This is a genomic window from Streptomyces sp. SAI-127 (assembly GCF_029894425.1).
Taxonomy (GTDB): domain Bacteria; phylum Actinomycetota; class Actinomycetes; order Streptomycetales; family Streptomycetaceae; genus Streptomyces.
The window spans coordinates 6,469,937-6,491,998 of the sequence record NZ_JARXYJ010000001.1 but is presented as its reverse complement, the minus strand read 5'-3'; the positions used below and the strand labels follow the sequence as shown (position 1 = coordinate 6,491,998).

The window sequence follows — 22,062 nt, the reverse complement described above, 5'->3', positions numbered from 1 at the left end:
AATTATCGCCGGGGCCTGGCACGTTGCCACCTGCCATGAAGGAGACCATCGGAAAGTACGGCATCTGGAACGGCGGCGGCCTGCGTTCGGAGGACCCGTCCCAGCGGGGCGAACGCGCCGAGGCCGCCGCCGAGTTGGCGGAACTCGGGTTCGGCGCGATCTGGCTGGGCGGCAGCAGTTCGGCCGCGAACGCCGCCCCGCTGCTCGAGGCGACCCCCCGGATCGCCGTCGGCACCAGCATCCAGAGCATCTGGGACCACGAACCCGAGGCCGCCGCCGCGAGCTTCGCCGATCTGAACGCCGCCCACCCCGGCCGTTTCGTCCTGGGCCTGGGCGTCAGCCACGCCAAGCTCGCGGATCAGTACCGCCGCCCGTACTCGGCCCTGGTGGCCTACCTGGACGCCCTGGACGAGGCCGGAGTCCCTGCCGAAAGCCGCGTGCTGGCCGCGCTGGGCCCCAAGACCATCGCGCTGGCCCGGGACCGCTCGGCCGGCTCGATCCCGTATCTGATCACCACGGAGCAGACGGCACGGTCCCGCGAACTCCTGGGCGAGGCACCCCTGTTGGCTCCGGAGCTGAAGGTCGTCCTCGAATCCGACCCCGCGAAGGCCCGGAGCGTGGCCCGCGGCTACCTCGCCATGTACCTGGGCCTGCCCAACTACACCAACAACTTCCTCCGCAACGGCTTCACCGAGGACGACCTGAAGGACGGCGGCAGCGACCGCCTGGTCGACGCGGTCTACGCCTGGGGCACGGACGAGAGGATCCGCGCCCGCATCGACGAGTTCATCGAGGCGGGCGCGGACCACGTGGCCCTGCAGATCGTGGACGGAGGCCCGCGCTACGACCTCCCGAGGGAGGCCTGGCGCAGGCTGGCGTCGCTGCTGGGGTGAGTGAACTGCCCTGAGCGTCCTGCCCTACGCATCCTTGAACTCCTGGCGCTGACGCCCGAGCCCCGAGATCTCCAGCTCCACCACATCCCCGGAGCGGAGATAGGGCTTGGGCTCGGGCTCTCCCATGGCGACCCCGGCCGGCGTACCGGTGTTGATGACATCTCCGGGGTACAGGGTCATGAACTGGCTGACGTACCGCACCACTTCGCCGACGGGGAAGATCTGCTCGGCGGTCGTGCCGTTCTGCTTCTGCTCTCCGTTGACCCACAGCTTCAGGGACAGATCCTGCGGATCGGGAACCTCGTCCGCCGTCACCAGCCAGGGGCCCAGGGGATTGAACGTCTCGCAGTTCTTCCCCTTGTCCCACGTCCCCCCGCGCTCGATCTGGAACTCCCGCTCGGACACGTCGTGCGCCACCGCGTACCCGGCGACATGAGCGAGCGCCTCCTCCACGGACTCCAGGTAGCGGGCCGTACGCCCGATGACGACCGCCAGCTCGACCTCCCAGTCGGTCTTCACCGACCGCCGGGGCACCAGCACGGTGTCGTAGGGGCCCACCACCGTGTCCGCGGCCTTGAAGAAGATCACCGGCTCGGCGGGCGGCTCGGCCCCCGTCTCGCGCGCGTGGTCGTGGTAGTTGAGACCGATGCAGACGATCTTCCCGATCCGGGCGATCGGCGGGCCGACGCGGAGCCCCGTGGCGTCCAGCGCCGGCAGTTCCCCGGCCTCCGCGGCCGCGCGGACCCGGCCGAGTGCCGCGTCGTCGGCGAGCAGCGTCCCGTCGATGTCGTCCACGACACCGGACAGGTCCCGCAGGACCCCGTCGGCGTCGAGCAGCGCGGGCGTCTCCGTTCCCGCCGTACCGACTCGCAGCAGCTTCATGATCACTATCTCCCTCGATTGCGGGGCGCCCGCCGACGGGTGCAGCCATCGGATGACTGGTCGATCCTCCAAGCTGAGTGTCCAGTCCGCAATACCCGGTTCACGGACTGGACCGGTCAGCGGTACAGGGCCGCCCTCTCGACCGCGGCCCACGTCGAACTGGTCACCACGTACAGCGCGGCCGCCAGGGGCACCACCGCCACGGTGAAGAGGGTGAAGAAGGACATGAACGGCATCACCTTGCTCATCGCGCCCGCCCCGGGCACCGGCTGCCCGTCCGTCACCGGTATGACCGGGTTCGCGGCCATCATCCGCTTCGTGCGGCGGTAGTTGAAGGTCGCCACCACGATCACGAACGCGAACAGGCAGACGTACACGAGGCCCGCTCCCTGGAACATCCCGCCGTCCCCGAGCGCGTCCGCCCACCGCCCGCCGAGCGGCGCGGCGAACAGCTCGTGGCCGAGCAGTTCATTCGTCTTCCCGCCGATCGTCGTGTTCGAGAAGAGGTGGTAGAGCAGGAAGAACGCCGGCATCTGGAACATCACGGGCAGGCAGCCGGTCAGCGGTGAGACCTTCTCCTCGGCGTGCAGTTCCAGGATCGCCTTCTGGAGCTTGTCGGGGCTGCCCTTGTGCTCGGTGCGCAGCTCGGCGATCTTCGGCTGGAGCCTGGTGCGGGCCTTCTGGCCGCGGGCGGCGGCGCGGGACAGGGGGTGCACGAGCAGTCGTACGAAAGCGGTGAACAGGACGATCGCGGCGGCGGCCGCGGTGGCGCCGAAGAGGGGGTGGAGCAGGTCGGCGAGATGCTGGACCAGATCAGCGAAGACGGACATGGGTGAGCCCTCCGGGGGTCTCGTCGTGCCGGGAGTGGTGCGAGGCGGCATGACGACCCGCGCGGGGTGTCCTTGCAGGAGTGGGTCCCTACGCGACGGTCGCCAGGAGGGCGTGACCGGGCGCTCGGGGGCGGGGGCGACCCTTGGCGTCGGGGTCGCGTTGCGGGAGGAAGGCCGTGCGGCGGGCGCGGTCGCGGATGGCCGTACGGACCCGGGTGGGCGGTACGGCGGGCGCGCAGCGCGAGGCGATCAGCGAGCAGGCGGCGAAGGCGGAGCCGGCCGCGGCGGTCGCGGCGAGCGCGACGGCGGCGGAGAGGCTGCCGGTGTCGAGCAGGACGACGTCGAGGACGAGGAGCAGGAGCACGGCGGCGGGCCGCACGCCGGTCCAGTTGCGGATCACGGCACTCCCCCTCTCCCTGCTGTCGGTCCTCTCCCGGTTATACCTGATCGACCACGACCGGCTGCAAGAGCGGCTTCGGCTTGAGCAGGGCCCGGCTGACCGGATCCGCCGGGTGCGGATCGAGTCCGGGACCCGGCAGCATCAGCACCTCCTCGAGCGGTACGACCCTGGCGCAGGCGGGGCATTCGCCGTAGGAGCCGATCTCGGTGCCGCACTCGGTGTGCTGGAAGGTGCGCAGCACGGTCTCGCCGTAGTGCTCGCGGCCCCAGCGGCCGAGGGCGCGCAGGGCGGGCCACAGGGCGATGGCGCGGTCGGTGACGACGTACTCGTCGCGCGGCGGGGACTCCTGGTACCGGCGCTTTACGAGGATCCCCTCCTCGGTGAGCATCTGGAGGCGGGCGGCGAGGACCGCGCGCGGGATGCCGAGGTGGACGAGGAAGTCGTTGTAGCGCCGGACGCCGTAGAGGGCGTCGCGGACGACGAGCAGGGTCCAGCGTTCGCCGACGATCTCCAGCGCGCGGGCGATCGAGCATTCCTGTGTCGCGTAGTCCTTACCCAGTGCCATGGCGCCACTGTAACCATTTTCCGGCAGTAGGTTCAATGACCGAACCTACTCTGCTACGGTTCTCGGCATGACAAGGTTCAGTGAACGAACTCTCAGGGAGACGAAGGTGCCGGCCGCCCCGGCCCCAGCGTCCCCACGCCCTACCGCGACCCTGGCCCTGACCAGCGCCGCCACCGCCGTGGCCCTGATGACGTACACCGCCCCGATGGTCACGCTCCCCGAGGTCGCCGCCGACCTGCACACCCCGCTGTCCGCCCAGGCCTGGCTCCTGAACGGCACCCCGCTCGGCCTCGCCGCCCTCCTCCTGGTCGCCGGCAGCCTCGCCGACGACTACGGCCGCCGCCGGATCTTCGTCGCCGGCACCCTGGCGCTGGGCCTCACCACGGCCCTCGGCGCGCTGACCTCGTCCACCTGGCTGTTCACCCTGGCCCGGATCACCCAGGGCGCGGCCAGCGCGGCCCTCCTCGCGAGCAGCCTGGGCCTGATCGTCCACGCGTTCCCCTCACCGAGGGGGCGCCTGCACGCGACCGGCGTGTGGGGCGCGTTCGTGAGCGGCGGCATCGCGGTCGGTCCTCTGCTGAGCGGCGCGCTGCCGAGCTGGCGGGTGTCCTACGGCGTTCTCGGCGCCGCCGCCGTGCTCGTGGCCGCCCTGTCCGCACGGCTCCTGACGGAGTCCCGGGCCCCGCGCGGCGGCCGCCCCGACCTCGCCGGAGCCGTGACCTTCGGGCTCGCCCTGGTCGCCCTGGTGGCAGCGCTGACCCTGGGCCGGGATGGCTGGCTGCGGACGCCGGTCGAGCTGTTGCTGCTGGCGTTCGTGGTCCTGCTGGCCGTGTTCGTCGCGGTGGAGCGGCGCTCCCGGACCCCCATGATCGACCTGGGCCTGCTGCGCCACCGCCGGTTCCTCGCGTCCTCCTCCAGCGGCCTGTTCACGGGTCTCGCGGTGATCGGCCTGTTCAGCTTCCTCCCGGCCCTCCTCCAGCAGACCGTCGGCCTGTCCGCGATGGACACCGCCTGGCTCTTCCTCCTCTGGTCCGGCCTGTCCTTCGCGGTGGCCCTCCAGGCCAGGCGCCTCGCGGGCCGGGTGCCGCCGCGATGGCAGCTCGCGATCGGCTTCCTGCTGCACGCGGCGGGCGTCCTCACCATGCTGGGCTCGCTGGACGCCGGTTCCTGGGTACGGCTGCTCCCCGGCCTCGTGGTGGCCGGCATCGGCAGCGGCCTGCTGAACGCGGCACTCCCACTGCTCGCGGTGGAGTCCGTCCCGGCCGCGCGGGCCGCGATGGGATCGGGCGCCCAGCAGACCTTCCGCTACATCGGCTCATGCGCCGGAGTCGCCCTGACCATCGCCATCGCCACCTCCTCCGGAAGCGGCCTCGCCCACGGCGCGGACATCGCCATGCTGGTCTCGGCGGGCCTGGCGCTGGTGGCGGCGGCGAGCGTGGTGGCACTGCGGGAGCAGTGAGCCCCGCTGCTCGCCGTGGAGTCCGTCCCGGGGGCGCGGGCGGCGATGGGATCGGGCACCCAACAGACCTTCCGCTACATCGGCTCATGCGCCGGAGTCGCCCTGACCATCGCCATCGCCACCTCCTCCGGCAGGCTGCGGGAGCACTGAGGCCCATCAACGCGGCCGCATCGACACCAGCTTGCCCCACACCACCAGCCGGTACCGGGACGTGTACTCCGGGGTGCACGTGGTGAGGGTGAGGTAGTAACCGGGCGCGGTGTAGCCGTAGGTGGGGTGGACCGTCGAGCGCGGTACCGGGCGAAGCACTCCCGAGTCGCGGGCCGAGGTCTGGCGGAGGGTCCTGTCCACGGCGTACGTGTAGACCGCGCTCCGCGTCTCCACCCGGACGGTGTCCCCTGGCGCGAGCCGGTTGATGTACCGGAAGGGCTCGCCGTGGGTGTTGCGGTGCCCGGCAAGCGCGAAGTTCCCGGCCCGGCCCGGCTGTCCGGTGCCGGGGTAGTGGCCGACGTACCCCTTGTTGAGCACGCTCCGCTTGCCGACGCCCTCGGCGACGGGCACGCGGAGGTGGAGACGCGGGACGGTGAGGATGGCGTACGCCTGGGACCGGTCCGGCGTCAGGGCGGCGGGGTCCGAGGCGGCAGCGCGGAGATCCCGCTCGGCGCGCGAGCCCGGGGACGTCGTAGAAGCCGTAGAAGAGGACGCGGCCGGTGGCCCGGAGCCGGCGGCCGTATCCGAATCGGCTCCCCCGCCCCGCCCCCAATCCCGCTCCAGCGCCTCCACCCCACGCTGAGCGCCCTCCTTGGCCTCCCGGTTGGTCCACCACAGCTGGTGCACGACGAGCAGCAGCAGGACGACGCCCGCGCTGACCAGGAGTTCGCCGCCGGTCCACACCGCGCGGCGGCGACGCTCGCGCCGGCGCCGGGCTCCGTGGTGCATGACGCGCTGCCGCATACCTCACGCCTCCTCCGACGGGGCCGCCCGCACGATAAGGGCCGGGCCTCCAACTCACCAGTGCCGAACGCCTCGTAGAGCGGGCGGAGCGGGCGGCGGGGAGCCGGCCGAGCGGTCGGCGTGTCCGGCATACCGAACTTCCTCCACAGGTTTTAGGAAGGGCTGTCAGAACTCTCGACAACCCCACTGGCCACACCCGATGCTTCGTCGTGGCATGAACGGGGCAGGCCACGACGCGGGTCAGAAGGCCGCGTCGATCCATCGGAGTTCGGAGTAGCCATGATCCGACGCAGAACGCTGCTGACAGCCGCAGGAGGCACCCTCCTCGGCAGCGCGCTGGCCACCGGTACCGCCCGTGCGGACGCAACGATCGCGGTCAGCCCGGGGACGTCGTACGGCACCTGGGAGGGCTGGGGCACCTCCCTGGCCTGGTGGGCCAACGTGTTCGGCGCCCGGGACGACTTCGCCGACATCTTCTTCACCACCAAGTCGACGTCCTACAACGGCACTTCACTCCCCGGCCTCGGCCTCAACATCGCCCGCTACAACCTGGGCGCGTCCAGCTGGAACTCCGTGGGCGGCACGTCGATGACCGCCTCGCCGAACATCCCCGCCTTCAAGCAGATCGAGGGCTTCTGGCAGGACTGGAACAACGAGGACCCGACGTCCTCGGCGTGGGACTGGACGGCGGACGCGAACCAGCGGGCGATGCTGGTGAAGGCCACGCAACGAGGGGCCGTCAGCGAGCTGTTCGCCAACTCCCCCATGTGGTGGATGTGCCTGAACCACAACCCCTCCGGCGCCTCCGACGGCGGCAACAACCTCCAGTCCTGGAACTACCGCCAGCACGCCTCCCACCTGGCGGCCACGGCGCTGTACGCCAAGAACAACTGGGGCGTGAACTTCTCGACGGTCGACGCCTTCAACGAGCCCTCCTCGTCCTGGTGGACGGCGACCGGCACGCAGGAGGGCTGCCACATGGACGCGACGGTCCAGTCGGCCGTACTGCCGTACCTGCGCAGCGAGTTGAACAACCGCGGGCTGACCGGCGTGAAGATCTCGGCCTCCGACGAGACGAGTTACGACCTCGCCCGCACCACCTGGAACTCCTTCAGCTCGACCACGAAGGGGTACGTCAACCAGGTCAACGTGCACGGCTACCAGGGCTCGGGCGGCCGCAGGGACCTCCTGTACACGGACGTCGTGACCACGGCCGGCAAGAAGCTGTGGAACTCCGAGACCGGCGACAGCGACGGCACCGGCTACACCATGGCCTTCAACCTCCTCTACGACTTCCGCTGGCTGCACCCCACGGCCTGGGTCTACTGGCAGGTCATGGACCCGTCGACAGGCTGGGCGATGATCGCGTACGACCAGAACACCCTCCAGCCGACCTCGGTCCAGACGAAGTACTACGTCATGGCCCAGTTCGCCCGGCACATCCGCCCCGGGATGAAGATCATCGACACGGGCGTGAGCAACGCCGTCGCGGCCTACGACTCCTCGGCCAAGCGCCTGGTCATCGTGGCCCTGAACACCTCCACGTCGGCCCAGACCCTGACCTTCGACCTGTCCCGCTTCACGACGGTCACGGGCGGCTCGGGCGGCCTGGTCCCGCGCTGGAACACGGTGACGACGGGCGGCGACAAGTACGTGTCGTACTCCAACACCTTCCTGAGCGGAAAGTCGGTGGCCGTGCCCTTCGCGGCGAAGGCGGTACAGACGCTGCAGATCGACGGCGTGACGATCTGAGACGGGGCGTGCGGGCCGGGACCCGGGCTCTTCTCCTGTTAACCGGGCCCTGGCCTGCACCTCCCTCTTCTTTGTCACTGATCGGCAGTACGGTGTCACCCATGCGCCCCGACACGCCTGCCGAGAACGTCGACCACAACGCCGAAGCGGCGCGCCTGGAGCGGACCGCCGACCGGTATCCCGAGGACGCCGAAGCCCTGCTCCTGCAGGCCGCGGCCCATCTGGAACTGGCCGGCGACCGCCCCTCCGCGTCCTCCCTCTACGACCGGTTGCTGTCCTCGTCCCAGGACCTGGAGAACCCCCATCTGGTACGAGCCCTCAAGGCCGCGAACCTCTGGGAGTACGGCCATGAGGCCGAGGCCCGCGCGATCATCGAGGGCGTCCGCGTGGCGGCCCCCCGGGACCCGGCCCCCTGGGTGATCGTCGCGGAGGCCCTGGAGTCCCACGACGAGCTGGAGCAGGCGCAGGAGACGTTCACGGAGGGCGCGAGGGTGCTCCTCACGGACGTACCGGAACCCCCGTACTCCACGCATCCTCTGCTGTTCGGCCGTCACCGCGTCCGCCGCATGCTGGGCCTGGCCCACGACGACTGGGACGTCCTGGCCGACACTCTCCACACCTCCCCGATCTCCCTGGACGAGCTGCACGACCCGAAGCGCGTCTGGTCGCTCGGCTCGGAGAACCCGGCGGAACTGGAGGCGGAGATCTCCCGCCTGCGCGCGGAACTGGGCACGTTCCGGGAGGCGCTGTCCCGCCCGTTCCCGGTGGCGGTCCTGCACTGGCCCGCCTCCGAACTCACGGAACTGGTGGACGCCTACCCCTCCCTCTCCTCGGAGTACCCCTCCCACGAGGAGCACCTGGCGACGATAGAAGCCTCCCTGCGCGAACTGTCCGCCTCCGGCACGGCGAACCTCGGCATCGTGACGGGCACGGTCCCGTCGTACGAGGCCTTCGCGGCATCGGAGCTCATGTCCCCGGCGGAGGCGGCACTGCTCCCCCAGTACGCGACGACCCTGGCGGCCCGGGGCCGCGCGGTGGAGTGGCCGCCGCAGCGGGGGACGGCTTGCTGGTGCGGGTCGGGGCGGGTTTATGGGGAGTGCCACGGCGAGTGAGCGACGGGGTGGGGCGGGCCCGAAGAGCCGCTGGCCGGCGCCGGGGCCCGCCCCTCCTTCTTGTACGGACCGTCCTACAGATCCGCCACCGGACTGCCCGTCAGGTACGGCGATTCTCCCGTGACCAGCCAATACTGAAGGTCTCGCAACCTCGTGAGAGCCGCCCTCGTAGTAGGCCGACGGTTCAGGCCTGGGAAACCGCGGATGCTCCGTCTGGCTCGGAAGCCAGTCAGCACACAGCCAGAACCCTTCCACCAGCCATCGCGGCAAGTCCTGTTGCCCGCGCTCCTCGAACACCTCGCACACACCGCGCATCGCCCGCTCCAGACGGGAGAAGGCCCCCTTGTCCCACCGGTGATCCCTGATCAAGATCACAAGAAACGCGTCCTCATCCCCCGAGAACTCCTGCCGCAGCACAGCGAGATCATCCACCGGGCCATCATGCCGACGCCCACTGACAATCCGCCCTTCCGGCCGCAAGCCGCCGAACCAACCCGGCGTGCAGGCGAGACGCGACCGCGCACCCCCAACCCCGGCCGACATGACGACCGACCCGACCCTGAACTCACCTGGGCCACCCGCCCTTTCGGGCCGCCCGCTCGCTTCTCCCCCGTGCTGGAGCGGACTGGGTCAAGGGGCAGCCGAAGGCCGATCGCCGCAGGCGACGCGACCGCAGGGAGCGCCCTTGAGGCAGGCCGCGGACGCACGACACTGACCAAGAAGCGGGCGGCCCGACGGCACCTATGAAGTGAGCGGTGCCGCTGGACGATTCAACCCCGTTGGATCAGCCGCACCGGATGTCCGGGGTGCTGAGGGTGTACCTCACCCCGCCCCGGATCAGTGACCCGCTCAGGTGGATGCACTCATTGGTCGCGTCGAACCAGGTGTAGAGCGGCCCGGCGTAGTAGTGGTAGTTCGCCGGGTGCTCCGGCGGCGGGTCGGCGACGTAGTCACCGCTCTCGTCGTGGAGGTACAGCGTGATGTTGGACGCCAGACCGTCGTACGGGCTGGAGAAGAACTTCGCGCAGTTCCGCTTGGTCGAGGCGTTCCAGTAGGTGCGCGCGTACCCGCCCCCGTTGCTCCCCGAAGGGCTCTTGGCCCAGTACGACTTGCCGTCCCAGCTGCCGCTGCACTCAACGGCCGTGGGAGCGGCGGCAGTTGCTACCCCGGCCGGTGCCGCCTGCGCGGTCGGCGCGGCGACCAGACCGAGCATCAGCGCCATGACACCGAGGCCGAGCAGCTGTGTTCTCCGTAAACGCTTCATCCGCAACTCCTGTGGTGAGATGTCGCTAATCCGGTACATGACAGATGGCACTCGGAATGCTCTGCTTGTCGCGGGGTCAACACCCGGCTTTTCACGAAATCTCCGCCGTATTGCACCGACGAACGGGTTCCAGCGACCTCGACCTCGTCCTTCTGCCGACCGCTCGGGGCGCCGCGCCATCAACCGTCTGAAGGACCGACAGCGCATCGTCCGCGCCCCGCAAGCCAGACGGCGATCCGCTCCTTGAACTCGCGATTGACGTAGGGACTGTCGTGAACCGCTATCCGTTCCAGGTGCCTCAGGACGTTCTCCGAGCGGTCCGGGTGGCGCACCGCGAGCACGTCGACGCCGATCTCGCCCGTTGAGGCGTGGACGTACACGCTGCTGTCGAGAGCCATCATGGCGAAGCCCGGGTGACCCGCGTGAACGCCGAGGAACGCCGATGCCGCAGCCCGGCCCATGATGTCCCAGCGCTCCAGGAGCCGGCCCCGGGTCCAGACCGCCGGCGCGGTGCAACTGTCGCTGTGCAGGTGCCGCAGGGCAGCCTGGTGCGACCTGGTGCCTTGCGGGAGCTGCACGAGAAACTCGCGCCGGTGGTCGAGAAGGCCCGAGGAGACAGCGAGGTCGTACCAGTCCGCATTGAGTCGCTCGACAAGCCGCGGGGTGTCGTACGGGTGGGAGAAGCCGCCGACCACATCTTCGGCGTCGTATCCGACGACGAACGGCATCACACCGTCCGGCACGGCATTCAGAATCACCTCGATCCCGGCCCGCCACAGCGGCCGGTACACCTTACGGACACGCTCCCGGGCACCCAACGATCACTGCTCCTGTCAACCGGCCTTCATCGCATCGGAGATGGACTTGACACCACCGTGCACGGTAAGGCCCCCGTCCACAGGAATCTCCGCACCGGTAATGAACGAGGACTCGTCGCTCAGCAGAAACACCACAAGCGGAGCGATGTCAGCAACGGTCCCACTCCGCCCCAACGGCGTCTCCCCGATGGTTGCGTCCCGAAAGGCCTCCGTAGCCCCGGCGGTCATCTCCGTCTCGATGTACCCGGGATGCACGGTATTGACCCGAATCCCCCGAGGCCCCAACTCCATGGCGGCAACCTTCGACACCCCACGCAGAGCCCACTTACTGGCGGTGTAGGCAACGGGGTAGTACCCGGTGAGCGCAGCGGAAGACCCGACATTCACGATGGACGCCCCACTCGTCATCAGCGGAGAGAGGTACTGAATCCCGAGCAACGGCCCAACGGTATTCACGGCCTGCACCTGCGCGAAGTCCTCAGCCCGAACACTGTCGATCCGATCCCGCTGAATGATCCTCGCGTTGTTGACCAGCCCATGCACCTGGCCGTAGGTCTCCTTGAGCTCGGCGGCCAACTCAGCCCAGTCGCCCTCACGACTGACATCCAGCCGCCGACACTCACTGCCCTCCGGCCGCGCATCGGTCCCGATCACGGTGGCCCCCGCCAGGGCCAAGGCGGCAGCCTCGGCAGCCCCCTGCCCCCGGGCTGCTCCGGTAACGACGACGACCTTGCCGACCAGCCGCTGGGCCGGTTGATCACTTTTGGAGATCCGAGTCATGGCGGAAAACATAGCCGCAGCAGGTGAGCAGCCCCTTCCCGCGAGCCTCTTGCCCTTACTCGGCGATCTGCCAGCCACCCACCTGTGCCGCGAACGGCTCGGCATGCGTCGGCACTGACGCCACCAACGCGATCCACGACCCGTCAGCGAACAGCAGCTCGAAGCGGCCGCGCTGGAGCACACCCTTGGGGTTGGCCCGGACTCCGAGGGCAGTGGAGCGCGGAGCCTCCCACTGCGGCTCGAACACCTGACTGGTCTGCCAGAGTTTTGCGCGGTCCGCCAGTACGAGCACCCGGCGGTCGGTGAATGCGACCACCAGCGTCGAGGCGGGCGCGGCGCTGTAGTGCGTCACCAGGAACTGCCCGGCCTGGCTCTCCCATCCGCCATGCATGCCCTTGCCGTGAGCTGCCTGTGTGAAAGCGTTGTCGACAGCCAGCTCGGCACCTTCCATCCTCCGTTCCACCCGCCCGACGGGCTTCGGTTCACTCGGCCGCAGGAATCTTTGTACCGCCCGGGGGAGGCGGGACTTGATCCGTCGCTCCAGTTCCGACTCCTGCGGTAGCTGTCTCAACCAGACCGGCCGCTCGGGTACCCCTGGAGCCATGTAGCACTTGCAGCCTGCGATCAGCCGCTCCGCGGCCTGGAGGTGCGGCTGGACCTGGTCGCGGCAATCGTCGTTCATTCCCGTGTCTCTCTGATCGGACGAGTGGTCAGCCGAATGGATTGTCCCGGAACCGGGGTTCCACCGTCTGATGATCGTGATCTGACGGGTTGGCGATTCCGAGATCCTCACGAGCCGCCGTACTGGGATTGCGGTTCCCCGCCAGCCGGTCGTCGGCTTCGTCGGCGCCGATGCCCATGGCGCCTTGCATGCCTTCCTGATTTGTCTGTCCGACAGGGTCACCTGTGAGGCCGACCGCGCCGAGTGCCGCCTTTCCCGTGGTCTTCACGACCCGCTGAGCGACGAAGGCTCGCAGCCCGTCGGGGGTCTGCAAGTCGCCGACGTGCTTCCAGGTCCACGGCTTGGCCGTACTGAACCTGTTCGTCTTGGCGAGCACGCTGAGCGCCCTCATGCGCTCCGCGATCTTCTCCAAGGCTCTGGCGAGCCGTGCCACCAGGCTCGCGATCCGGGTGGCGGCCAAGGAGCCCTCAGCGGCGGCCGCGGCGGCACCGGCGGCCGCGGAAACACCCGCGGTCAGCGCGGCGAAGGCGGCGGAAGCAGCGAGAGTGATCAGCGCCCATTCAATCAGCTCGCGGATGACCGTCTCGACCATCTCCTGGATCATGCGGCACTCTTCGGCCGCTTCCCGGAGCAGCTCGGCCGTTCCCTCCATGTCCGCGGCCTCGGCATCGAACTCCGCTTCCAGGTCGATGAGTTCGTTGAAGAAGGCGTCAGCTGCCCCGCCGGACCATTCATGAGCGAGATCTGCGCGGTCACGCCGTTGGTCGGCTAGGAGATCACGGAGCGCACCAGCCTGCTTGGCCCACAGATCAGCAGCGTCCTGGAGGCCTTCGGGATCGCCGGTGACGAATTCGAGCTGCTCGGCCAGCGGTTCCACCACCGGGCGCATCAGCTCGTCGAGCAGCCCGCTGAGCGGGCTCATCCAGTCGTTGACCTTGCCGTAGGCATCGACCACCGCACCTGCCGGCCCGCTCACATCGCCCCCCGAGACTGGGCCGCGATGCTACGGACCTGGTCCACCGTGTGGTCCTCGACCTCCTGGTACGAGCGACCAGTCCGCTCGATGAACTCGGCGATCTGCTCCTGCTGTCCTGCCGCGAAGTCGAGGTTCTCCAATGTGGCGTCGACACGCTCGCGGTAGTCCTGACCGGTCTCCTGGGACTCCGGGAGCTTGCCGAAAGCGTTCGCACCGGGAGAGTGCGCACCCAGCGCCTCCCGGATCCGCCGCAGCCGCTCAGCGCGCTCCTGCGCAGTCCTTGAGAATCGAGTCAGTGCGTCCTGCGTGACTGCATACTGTGACGCCATGCATCCCCCGTGCGGCATGTTGTGTCAGGCAAGTTCCTCAACGTTCCTAACACAAGGCCGCATCAGTTTGCAGGTCGCACGAACCAGTTCTAGCCGCGCCTTGAGTCCCTACCTGGGAGCGCGGCAACAACCGACGATCGACGGACGTGGAGCAGGAGGACTGCCCCTGCTCCACGTCCGCCCGCCTTCAGGACGTCAGCCGCAGCGCCTTGAGCACGCCCGCGCTCAGGGCAACGTCGTTGTCATGAGCGCGGGACCGCGTGTTCGCCCTCAACTTCGTACACGCCCTGCGTAGTGTTCACCAGGCGAAGCGGTTGCCGTCCACTGTCGATCCGATCCCGCTGAATGATCCCCGCGTTGTTGACCAGCCCATGCACCTGGCCGTGGGTCTCCTTGAGCTCGGCGGCCAACTCAGCCCAGTCGGCCTCACGACTGACATCGATTCGCCGACACTCACTGCCCTCCGGCTGCGCATCGGTCCCGATCACGGTGGCCCCAGCCTGCTGCAAGGCGGCAGCCTCGGCGGCGCCCTGTCCTTTGGCCGCTCCGGTAACGACGACGACCTTGCCGACCAGGCGACGAGGGTACTGATCGCTTCCAGAGATCTGAGTCATGGCGGTCAAGGTATCCACGACGGGTAAGGGGCCGAGGGCTCCATCTCATCCCTGCCAACTGCTCGACGAGCCCATGCGGAACCCGGCTAACCGCCGCTTCCCACCAGTACTACGCTCAGCGATGTGCCCGAAGATCTCGAATGGACAGCGCCAGAGGGCTCCTGGGCTTCCTCCGCAGCCCGGCGCCGCAACATGCAGGCGATCCGCAGCCGTGACACAAAGCCTGAGAAGTTGATCCGTCGACTAGTGCACGCACAAGGACTGCGATACCGCGTCGACGCGCGTCCTCTGCCAGACCTCCGCCGAACTGCGGACATGGTGTTCGGCCCAGCAAAGGTGGCAGTCTTCATCGATGGCTGCTACTGGCACGGATGCCCAGAGCATTACGTTCCACCAAAGACGAACTCTGGCTATTGGTCAGAGAAGGTTGTCGGCAACGTTAAGCGTGACCGCGATACTGATCAACGTCTTGAAGAAGCTGGGTGGCTCGTGCTCCGTTTCTGGGAGCACGAGCCGTCAGACGCTTGTGCGGACAAGATCGCCGCTGCGGTTAACCGACGGCGGACTGTTGGTAATCGACCGACCTGATACAGGGAGGGTCATCTGTTCGGCCTGCTGAGCATCTGCGGATGAGCCGTCGACGTCCAGTTCATACTCGCGGAGAAGCTCATCGCGGTGCTCCGGACGGAGTACGGCAGCAATAGCACGGCCAACCGCCTCAGCAACCGGAGGGGGAAAAGCGTTTCCGACTTGCCGGTATTGAGCTGTCTTCCTTCCCTGGAACTTCCAGTCAGTGGGGAATCCCTGGATGATTGCAGCTTGCTCAACAGTCAGCATGGGGCCAGCAGGCCGGAAGAGATCCCGCTCCGGGTCGCATTTATCGAGATCGTTGGCAACACCCATCCCGTCCACACCTAGCGCCGCCCAAGCTCGCTTGGCCCTGGTCGGCCCGAGGTCCGCACCGCCATGCTTCTTCGACCCTCCTACCAGGGTCGGAGCCACACCGCGGCCAATCTCAGCCGCCCTGGAAGCCTTGCGCAGCCATTCCTGGTAAACGTGCCTTCCAGTGCGGTCTCCTGCCGTCGCGCGCTCCCCACGCTCGTTCTTCGACCAATACTTTCGGCAGCGCGTCTCCATAGTGGCAGCAAGTTCATCGACTACAGTCGCTCGCTTACCCTTGATTTCAGACGGCCACACGAAATCGAAATCTGCAGTCTTCAGCACATCTTCATGAATAACAACCAAAATGGCCCGCGGGCGGAGTTGCGGGACACCAAAATGAGCCGCATCGATCCGACGCCACACCTTTCGCATGGCGCGATCCTGCTCTGCAGCAGTCCAACTCTCCTTGACTTCTGGAACTACGTAACCGAAATCACGAAGATCCTTGAGGATCCTTCTACGGTAATCAATAAATACTTCCGGAGGTTCCAGGATTCCGCGAACATTTTCAATCATGACCGCTCTCGGCCTGAGATCTTCAATGATTTCAAGAGCCGCCGGAAAGAGGTCCCGCTCATCATCCTCCCCCAACTGCTTCCCTGCTAGGGAAAAAGGAGGGCACGGGACTCCGCCAGCCAGGAGATCCAGCCTTTCCTTACTGACATCAAGAACACTTCGAAGATTCTCGTAAATCTCGGAGGTAAGGAAATCGTTCACATCCATGGGCTTTAGGCTGTCAGTCCGCTCCTTCCCCCACCCTGGCCAGCCACCGACATTCGCCCGGAGCGTGTCCACCGCATGTGCATCCCACTCCACGAGACCCAGATGGTCGAACCCTGCATGGTGCAACCCCACGGCTTGTCCGCCCGCACCGGCACAGATCTCCAGCGAGGTCAGGGGCCGGGTGAACTGCGGACGTTCGCGACCGCTGGGGCTCATGGCGCTCCTTCCAGGAGTGACTCAAACTGGTCCCAAGTGTTGCAGAGACCATGATCACTTGCTGGCCCTTGAGCACTCGACACCCACTCAACACCACGAGTGTGCCATTGCCTCAGCCATGATCCTTGCCTGGGGCAGAGCAAGGATCACAAGCGCTGCTCTCCGATGTGACATTCCACACCGGACCCCGTCGAGCACAGCCCTACAGCTCACCTGCCGCCAATATGCCGTAGCAGCGCCTCAACGTCACCAGGCGCGAGCCCGGCGGCTACGGATGGCTCCTCCTCCAGATCCGCGAGCTGCTGGACTGTCGGGTCGTCAAGGATCTTCCCCATGAATTCGAGCTTCTGGTCCATCCTCACCTCGACCACCTCGTCGATCGTCCCGCGCGCCGCGATCACCGTGACCCGCGTCGCCGTATCGGGGGCGAGGCCCAGGCGGTGGATACGGTCAAGGCTCTGGAGATAGCGGCCGGCCATGAAGTCCCGGTCCACGTAGACAGCGTCGTGGCATACGTGGTGAAGACTGATCCCCTCACCCAGGGTGGCTGGGTTGGAGATCAGCACCATGCAGCTGGGATCTTCTCGAAAGCGGCGGAGCTGCTCATCTCGGTCTGGCGTCCCGCCGTACACGACCGCCGGGCTGTACTTCTCCAGCATCTGAGCCAAGGTCGTCAGGCTGCGTACGAAGGTCGTCCAGACCAGTGTCTTACGCCCCTGGGCGGCGTTCTCGGCCACGATCGCCAACGCCTCCTTGTACTTCGGAGACAGCTCGTAGTCGGGAAGATTCTGCATCAGCGAGTACAACGAGCTGCCGACCGGGATTTGCAGTGGGGGCAGTTGATAGGCAAGGGGCTCGTGTTTGGTGGCGCCTTCCAGCAGCAGTGCCGGACTGGTCGCAGCCATCAGCAGACGCAAGGCGGTCTTGCCGAGCGCGCTGAGATCGTCGCGTGCTGTGCCGGTGGACATTCCGCCCACCAATGAGCTGTAGATCTCGGCATGCAGCGCCGGCATATCCACGTACCGCATCCGCAGGGTCATCGGTGGCAGCCCGAGCTCCTGCTTAGTGGTACGGGTGAACAGCGGCCGCAGGACCGTACTCGCGTAGGCGAGGTCGCCGCCGGCTACTGCCCGGGTCACCGTCCGCTGGCCATGCCCAGGCCAAACGAAGCCCAGAAGATTCTCCAAATCCTTGGATCCGTTCGGAGCTGGTGTTCCAGTCAAGATGAGCCGCCGTTCCGCGAGCGGCCCCAATGCCATGCACGCGGCGCCGTATGTCCCCCGGGCGCCAAGCTTCATCCGGTGGGCCTCGTCGAGGACGATCATTGAGGGGGCGGACTTCAGCCAGTTCGCGAGCCGAGGCAGTGAGCGGTCCAGCCGCTCGTAGTTGACTATCAGCACCTCCGCCCACTGATCCAGCGATCCGTCCAGCACATGCGTGCGCAATGGGTAGTTGAAACAGACGGCAGTCTCATAACGCCAGGACTCATAAGCCGACTTGGGGCAGACAACCAGCAGTCTGCTGACGTGCCTCTGGATCCGCTGGGCCGCGTATAGCGCAAGGGCCACACGCGTCTTGCCGGCGCCAGGCACGCTGAAGTTCGCCCCATGTCCCAGAGACAGGAGCTTGGCGATGTCCCGGCGCTGGAACGTGTTGAGGTCAGCCCCCCAGGTATCGCCGAGCCGGCTCAGCACTTCGTCTGCAGCGACTTCCGAAGCCGCACCAACACCAGCCAGCCGGTCTTCGACCAGCCTGGCGTCCTTGACCACCCCAGACACGAGATTCAGGAGTTCCGGGGCCCACACGACACCGGCGTGATCGGGCCAACCGCTCAGCGCGCTTAGCTCCGCGAGGAGTTCATCCAGCGCTACCGAGGCGGAGAGGGGGCCCAGCTGGCCGCCGGTACGAAACCGGGCGACCAGCTGAACGAGGTTCTGCCGGTACGTGTCGTTGGTCCGCAGGACCACTCGGGTACGCGTGTCGTCGAACCTCAGGTGCAGGGACGTTTCCGTCACCGGGAGCCCTCCGCGGTGGCAGCGGCAAGGAGCCACGAGACCCCATCGCCGGGGTTCGGGATGCCCCGTCCGGCCTGCTGGGCAAGCTTGCGGAGACTGCCCTGGAGCTTGAGTACAGCTTCGTCGAAGGCCTCTTCGTCCAAGCTGTTTGAGGTACGGGCCTGGACCAGCTCGATGACGCACTGGTCGATGTTGGCGCACGCGTCCGCGAGCCGGGCCGGCGCAAGCTGCTTCCGCTTGCGGACCCGGGCGTCCCGGCCATGACTGTCGATCGCCTGGTCGAAAGCACCCTTGGCCCCGTCGAGGAGCGCCTGCGCGGAAGCCTTCTCGCTGTCGGGCAGTCCCGCCGTCGTGTTGCGGACGGTGGCAGCCGCCCGGAGGATGCGGTCGTTCAAGGCCCGGGCCGCGGAGACGGCCGACGAAGCAGCCGGCACATCCAGGCCGAGTCCGGGGATGGAGACGGACGTGACCGGCTCGGCCATCCCGCTGTCCGCCAGCTCCGCCGGCAACGCCTTCCCCAAGTACCCCTCTTCCAGGAACACCTCGTCGATATGACGTACGTCCGTCTTCGAGAAGTCCAGCAGGATCGCCGCCAGGCGCCACTCCTTCAGGATTTCGGCCTGGTCCCGGTCCAGGTTCTCAAGCTTCTTGTACAGCCGCTCCAGCTCCTTGAGCCGTTCCTGGGCCCCTTCCCAGTCGACCAGGCGCAGCGCTACACCCCCGCCGCTCGCGCTGCGGTCGTTCAGCTCCCTAATGACGCTGAGGATCCATCGCTCCTGGTGATAGGTCGCCGTCCGGATCCGGAACTCCTTGGAGATCTGTTCAGGCGTCCGTCCCAACGTCGCCTGCTCTTCCATGGCGAGCAGCCGGTTGATGTAAGAGTAGTCGCGCCGCTGATCCTGACGGAGCTGGAGCGCCAGTTCTACGGCGTCGATGTCGGCCTGAGTAAATGACGGGGGAAGCACGCCCACCCGCATCGACTGCGCGCCGAGTTCCCGCAGGGCAACAGCACGGGTGTTGCCGTTCACCAGCACCCCGTGGTGGGTGACCAGCCCAGGGTCGTTCTGCCCGAACTGGCGCAGGTCCTCCTTGAGCTTGTCGAAGTCGGGGTCCCGCAGCTCCGGGTTGGACGGCCGAGCCTGGAGGAGAACGCGCAGATACTCCTGGCCAGCCTCTCCGAAGGGATCCTTGTCCAGGTTCTGGTCCTGGTCCGGCTTGTGGGTGCGCTGGGCGCGAATCCGGTGCGTCCCGGGGTTGAGGTAGAGATCTCCCAGCGGAAGGTCAACCACGTCGACGTGGATCTGTTGTCCGTTCCACTCGACGGTGACGGTTTCCCGAGTTCCTCCGGCGGCCCTCACCTCCTCAACCCTCTTCTTGATCAGCTCACTGAACTGCTCCGCGCGCGGCGGCGGCGGGAACTCCCGCAGCATGATCCTTACCGTCCTTCCCTGTAGCTGAATTACTGTGGCCGGTCCGTCTTTTCCTGCTGCCGCTCTTCGTCAGCTGGTCATGTCGTCGATGGCCTTACCCACCGCGGCACGCGACTCCTGGGGAAGGGCCCGGTAAATGCCCCAGATCTTTTCAATCGGGCTGAACGTCCGCTGGTCAGCGGCAATCCACTTAGCGAAGAGCCGCTGCTCCAACGGGGCAAGCGCCTCTACGAGTTCCAGCAGCGCATCAAGGTCGACCTCACGGTCAGCCCCTCCCCCGGTCCCGCACCGCTTGCACTCGGTGATGAGCTGGTACTCAGCCACCGCGTTCTCGCCCTCGCCGGAGTGCAGGACCTTGCGCCTGGAGACGTTGAGCTTGGCAAGCTCGACTCCGCCGCTGTCCTCGTACGCCTCGCCGGCACCGACACCACACGACTGGCACAAATGGTTGTCGTCGTGGAGAACCTTCGCGCGCTGGGCAGCGGTCAGGCTGGACTTATGCTTCGGCGCCTTCGACCTGCCCGGGATCCAGACGTCAGCGCCCCTGGTCACGAACCGCTGCTCCTGCTGGAGCAGGGAGGGGTCGTCGCGGCTCGTGTCGATCCGCCAGCCGTGGTCGCGCAAATCACGGAGCCTGCGGTCAATCTGCGCGACCTCCGGGAACGCCTCGCGCAGCTGTGTCTTGGTGAAGACGCTGCCCTCCCCCACCTCGGTGACCAGCCAGAGCGCGGCCCTCACCATGGTTCCGAACGTCTTGTCCTGGTAAGACGGAATTCCCTCCATATACCCCTCCTTGAATCCGCGAACTTGCGCAACCTGGCCCGTCGCCAGTTTCAGAGCGTGCAGGAACCGCCACTGGGCGGTATGCACTTCAATTGCCGCAGCCCACCCGCTCCTCGGTAGCCCTTCCAGCAGCTCACACCATGAGGCGAGGAAAAGTCCAGCCCATTCACGCTTGCTCGGAAGAAAGCAAGTAGGGGTATTAACTTGCTCGGGAAATAGCAAGCTTGCCTGGCAGAAGGCAAGAAAAGGCAGGTGTAACGGCGAGTGCAATCGGGCACAATTGCCGGATCGCAGACCGGCCTTGGGGTGACATCCCTCAGGGCACCTGAGCAGCTCTGGAAGGCAGAACCGCATGACGTCACCCGTGGGAGACCGTCCGCCCAGGCGCGGCTGGCTGGAGAGGGACCTGCACGACAGCTGTCCGCCACGCAAGCGGGAACTCGCCTTAGCCCTCCGCGCCTTGTGTCGCTTACTGAGACGAAATGATCAAGGTTTGGGCGCATCAGATGAGTCAGCAGCTAGGCCGCTGACTCAGGACGAGGTCGCGACTCGCCTGCTCAGCAACGCGACTTCCCTGTCACGTTTCCTGAACCACGACCCTGACAACCCCAGGGTTCCCGACGAGGGTTTCGTTGAACGCCTGTACAAGGAGGCCTGCTCAGACGCCGCCACGCGCGGTCAGGATGTCGGCATCACACGTGAGGTCTTACTTGACCTTCGCACTAGCGCCGAGGGGGAACGACGAGGCTGCAGGCAGTGCGTCGAACTGGGGAAGAGAATCGATTCGCTCACCCAGGGCTTCAACATCGCTTGCCCTTCATGTACCGCACGTCAACAGCGACAACAGGCTGCGGACTCCGTTCAGGTGACATCCCTGAAGAACCAAGTTGCGGCCCTTCGAGCCACAGTGCGGGAAATGAGAACCACCGAGGCCGGCCTGCAAGCACGTCTTGCGGCGGAGCAAGCAGCCAGAACTCCGCTGCCGGTCCCCCGTCAGAAGAGGGACCGGCAGCGGAGCAAAAAAGAGGAGGCCGTAGCACAGCAGCTCGCAAGACAGGCGGGGGAACTGGACAGCACCGGGAAGCCCAACTTGGCCCTCACCCTCCTCCGCCAGGGCACGACAGAGCTGTTGACCCCGGCCGAGACCGCACACGTCATGGTCGAGCTGAGGCGACACGAGCGGGATCACCTTGCCGACAACCTGATCCACGTCTACGGGCGTGATCAAGGAGACCGGCACATCATGGCCGTAGCTCTGGAGTTGCATGAGGAAGGAGCTATAGAGGACGCCGGCGCCATACTGAGAGCGGCCTTGCGGTAGTGGGCCGGCGCGTGAGCTCGTTGGACGGTCGTTGGCGACACCTGTTTGGGTTCCTGGTACAGGCGCACCAGTCAAGGCGACGGCCGGACCGCGTCATCTCGGCCGGTGACTCAGCTCAACACAACAGCGCTGGCGGGAGATACAGCTACCACCGGTCTGCTGGAACGGCTAACACAATGAGGTGTATCGCTCCTGATGGCCGTGCTTGACAGGTCAGTTGGACGTTGTCCGGGCCATGGGTACTTCGCCGTGGATCGTGTCGGATGACCAGCCCTGAACGGTCGGTGATCGGCAGACGTCCGAGGTGTCGGACCGCCGCTGT

Annotated in this window: 22 protein-coding genes and 1 pseudogene; 7 read left to right on the top strand and 16 right to left on the bottom strand. The window is 67.0% G+C overall.

Going from position 1 to position 22,062, the window contains the following annotated elements; translation table 11 throughout:
• Nucleotides 1-35 precede the first annotated feature (35 nt).
• On the top strand, nucleotides 36-893 hold the full coding sequence (locus tag M2157_RS29970; protein ID WP_280866728.1) for an LLM class F420-dependent oxidoreductase: 858 nt from the start codon (nucleotides 36-38) through the stop codon (nucleotides 891-893).
• Nucleotides 894-917: 24 nt separating this feature from the next.
• Here the strand turns inward: M2157_RS29970 and M2157_RS29965 are convergent, their stop codons facing one another.
• The 4 genes from M2157_RS29965 to M2157_RS29950 form a co-directional block, all read right to left on the bottom strand.
• Entirely contained in the window at nucleotides 918-1,775 is an 858-nt protein-coding gene (locus M2157_RS29965; RefSeq protein WP_057610904.1) for a fumarylacetoacetate hydrolase family protein, read from the bottom strand.
• 116 nt (nucleotides 1,776-1,891) lie between these two features.
• A complete protein-coding gene (locus M2157_RS29960) occupies nucleotides 1,892-2,605 on the bottom strand; it encodes a YidC/Oxa1 family membrane protein insertase (RefSeq protein ID WP_280866727.1) in 714 nt (237 codons plus the stop codon).
• A gap of 88 nt (nucleotides 2,606-2,693) precedes the next feature.
• A complete protein-coding gene (locus M2157_RS29955; protein WP_266528230.1) occupies nucleotides 2,694-3,005 on the bottom strand; it encodes a DUF6412 domain-containing protein in 312 nt (103 codons plus the stop codon).
• A 37-nt stretch (nucleotides 3,006-3,042) separates the two neighbouring features.
• Nucleotides 3,043-3,570: a helix-turn-helix domain-containing protein gene (locus M2157_RS29950; protein ID WP_280857860.1), complete on the bottom strand. Its 528-nt coding sequence runs from the start codon at nucleotides 3,568-3,570 to the stop codon at nucleotides 3,043-3,045.
• Between the two features lie 67 nt (nucleotides 3,571-3,637).
• Between M2157_RS29950 and M2157_RS29945 the strand changes: the two genes are divergently transcribed.
• Together M2157_RS29945 and M2157_RS29940 are read left to right on the top strand one after the other, a co-directional pair.
• On the top strand, nucleotides 3,638-5,029 hold the full coding sequence (locus tag M2157_RS29945) for an MFS transporter (RefSeq protein WP_280866725.1): 1,392 nt from the start codon (nucleotides 3,638-3,640) through the stop codon (nucleotides 5,027-5,029).
• A gap of 15 nt (nucleotides 5,030-5,044) precedes the next feature.
• The gene (locus M2157_RS29940; RefSeq protein ID WP_280866724.1) at nucleotides 5,045-5,179 is read left to right on the top strand and encodes a hypothetical protein; all 135 of its coding nucleotides are present in this window, start codon (nucleotides 5,045-5,047) and stop codon (nucleotides 5,177-5,179) included.
• A gap of 6 nt (nucleotides 5,180-5,185) precedes the next feature.
• On the opposite strand, the gene M2157_RS29935 is transcribed toward M2157_RS29940, so the two are convergent.
• Entirely contained in the window at nucleotides 5,186-5,983 is a 798-nt protein-coding gene (locus tag M2157_RS29935; RefSeq protein WP_280866723.1) for a class E sortase, read from the bottom strand.
• Between the two features lie 279 nt (nucleotides 5,984-6,262).
• On the opposite strand from M2157_RS29935, the gene M2157_RS29930 reads away from it, so the two are divergent.
• Complete coding sequence (locus M2157_RS29930) at nucleotides 6,263-7,735, top strand: beta-1,6-galactanase (protein ID WP_280857863.1); 1,473 nt, start codon at nucleotides 6,263-6,265, stop codon at nucleotides 7,733-7,735.
• A 101-nt stretch (nucleotides 7,736-7,836) separates the two neighbouring features.
• Nucleotides 7,837-8,847, top strand: a complete 1,011-nt coding sequence (locus tag M2157_RS29925; protein ID WP_280866722.1) for an SEC-C domain-containing protein — start codon at nucleotides 7,837-7,839, stop codon at nucleotides 8,845-8,847.
• 784 nt (nucleotides 8,848-9,631) lie between these two features.
• On the opposite strand, the gene M2157_RS29920 is transcribed toward M2157_RS29925, so the two are convergent.
• From M2157_RS29920 to M2157_RS29890, 7 genes and pseudogenes are all read right to left on the bottom strand, one after another.
• Nucleotides 9,632-10,111: a hypothetical protein gene (locus tag M2157_RS29920; protein ID WP_280866721.1), complete on the bottom strand. Its 480-nt coding sequence runs from the start codon at nucleotides 10,109-10,111 to the stop codon at nucleotides 9,632-9,634.
• A 179-nt stretch (nucleotides 10,112-10,290) separates the two neighbouring features.
• Complete coding sequence (locus M2157_RS29915) at nucleotides 10,291-10,902, bottom strand: hypothetical protein (RefSeq protein ID WP_280866720.1); 612 nt, start codon at nucleotides 10,900-10,902, stop codon at nucleotides 10,291-10,293.
• Between the two features lie 42 nt (nucleotides 10,903-10,944).
• Nucleotides 10,945-11,709 carry an SDR family oxidoreductase gene (locus tag M2157_RS29910; RefSeq protein ID WP_280866719.1) on the bottom strand — a complete coding sequence of 255 codons (765 nt, stop codon included), beginning with the start codon at nucleotides 11,707-11,709 and terminating at the stop codon, nucleotides 10,945-10,947.
• Nucleotides 11,710-11,764: 55 nt separating this feature from the next.
• Nucleotides 11,765-12,160: a hypothetical protein gene (locus M2157_RS29905; protein WP_280866718.1), complete on the bottom strand. Its 396-nt coding sequence runs from the start codon at nucleotides 12,158-12,160 to the stop codon at nucleotides 11,765-11,767.
• A 259-nt stretch (nucleotides 12,161-12,419) separates the two neighbouring features.
• Nucleotides 12,420-13,346: a WXG100 family type VII secretion target gene (locus M2157_RS29900; RefSeq protein ID WP_280866717.1), complete on the bottom strand. Its 927-nt coding sequence runs from the start codon at nucleotides 13,344-13,346 to the stop codon at nucleotides 12,420-12,422.
• 17 nt (nucleotides 13,347-13,363) lie between these two features.
• A complete protein-coding gene (locus M2157_RS29895) occupies nucleotides 13,364-13,696 on the bottom strand; it encodes a hypothetical protein (RefSeq protein ID WP_280866716.1) in 333 nt (110 codons plus the stop codon).
• A 326-nt stretch (nucleotides 13,697-14,022) separates the two neighbouring features.
• Nucleotides 14,023-14,310, bottom strand: a pseudogene (locus M2157_RS29890) (SDR family NAD(P)-dependent oxidoreductase); the annotation flags it as partial.
• A gap of 123 nt (nucleotides 14,311-14,433) precedes the next feature.
• On the opposite strand from M2157_RS29890, the gene M2157_RS29885 reads away from it, so the two are divergent.
• Nucleotides 14,434-14,898 carry a very short patch repair endonuclease gene (locus M2157_RS29885; RefSeq protein WP_280866715.1) on the top strand — a complete coding sequence of 155 codons (465 nt, stop codon included), beginning with the start codon at nucleotides 14,434-14,436 and terminating at the stop codon, nucleotides 14,896-14,898.
• Here the strand turns inward: M2157_RS29885 and dcm are convergent.
• The 4 genes from dcm to M2157_RS29865 form a co-directional block, all read right to left on the bottom strand.
• Nucleotides 14,827-16,191 carry a DNA (cytosine-5-)-methyltransferase gene (gene dcm, locus M2157_RS29880; protein WP_280866714.1) on the bottom strand — a complete coding sequence of 455 codons (1,365 nt, stop codon included), beginning with the start codon at nucleotides 16,189-16,191 and terminating at the stop codon, nucleotides 14,827-14,829. The genes M2157_RS29885 and dcm overlap by 72 nt on opposite strands.
• A gap of 209 nt (nucleotides 16,192-16,400) precedes the next feature.
• The gene (locus tag M2157_RS29875) at nucleotides 16,401-18,206 is read right to left on the bottom strand and encodes a DEAD/DEAH box helicase (RefSeq protein ID WP_280866713.1); all 1,806 of its coding nucleotides are present in this window, start codon (nucleotides 18,204-18,206) and stop codon (nucleotides 16,401-16,403) included.
• A complete protein-coding gene (locus tag M2157_RS29870; protein ID WP_280866712.1) occupies nucleotides 18,203-19,636 on the bottom strand; it encodes a hypothetical protein in 1,434 nt (477 codons plus the stop codon). Before M2157_RS29870 ends, M2157_RS29875 begins: the two co-directional genes overlap by 4 nt.
• Nucleotides 19,637-19,705: 69 nt before the next feature.
• Entirely contained in the window at nucleotides 19,706-20,419 is a 714-nt protein-coding gene (locus tag M2157_RS29865) for a hypothetical protein (protein WP_280866711.1), read from the bottom strand.
• Nucleotides 20,420-21,335: 916 nt separating this feature from the next.
• Here M2157_RS29865 and M2157_RS29860 point away from each other — a divergent pair.
• The gene (locus M2157_RS29860; RefSeq protein WP_280866710.1) at nucleotides 21,336-21,740 is read left to right on the top strand and encodes a hypothetical protein; all 405 of its coding nucleotides are present in this window, start codon (nucleotides 21,336-21,338) and stop codon (nucleotides 21,738-21,740) included.
• The last annotated feature ends 322 nt before the right edge of the window (nucleotides 21,741-22,062 follow it).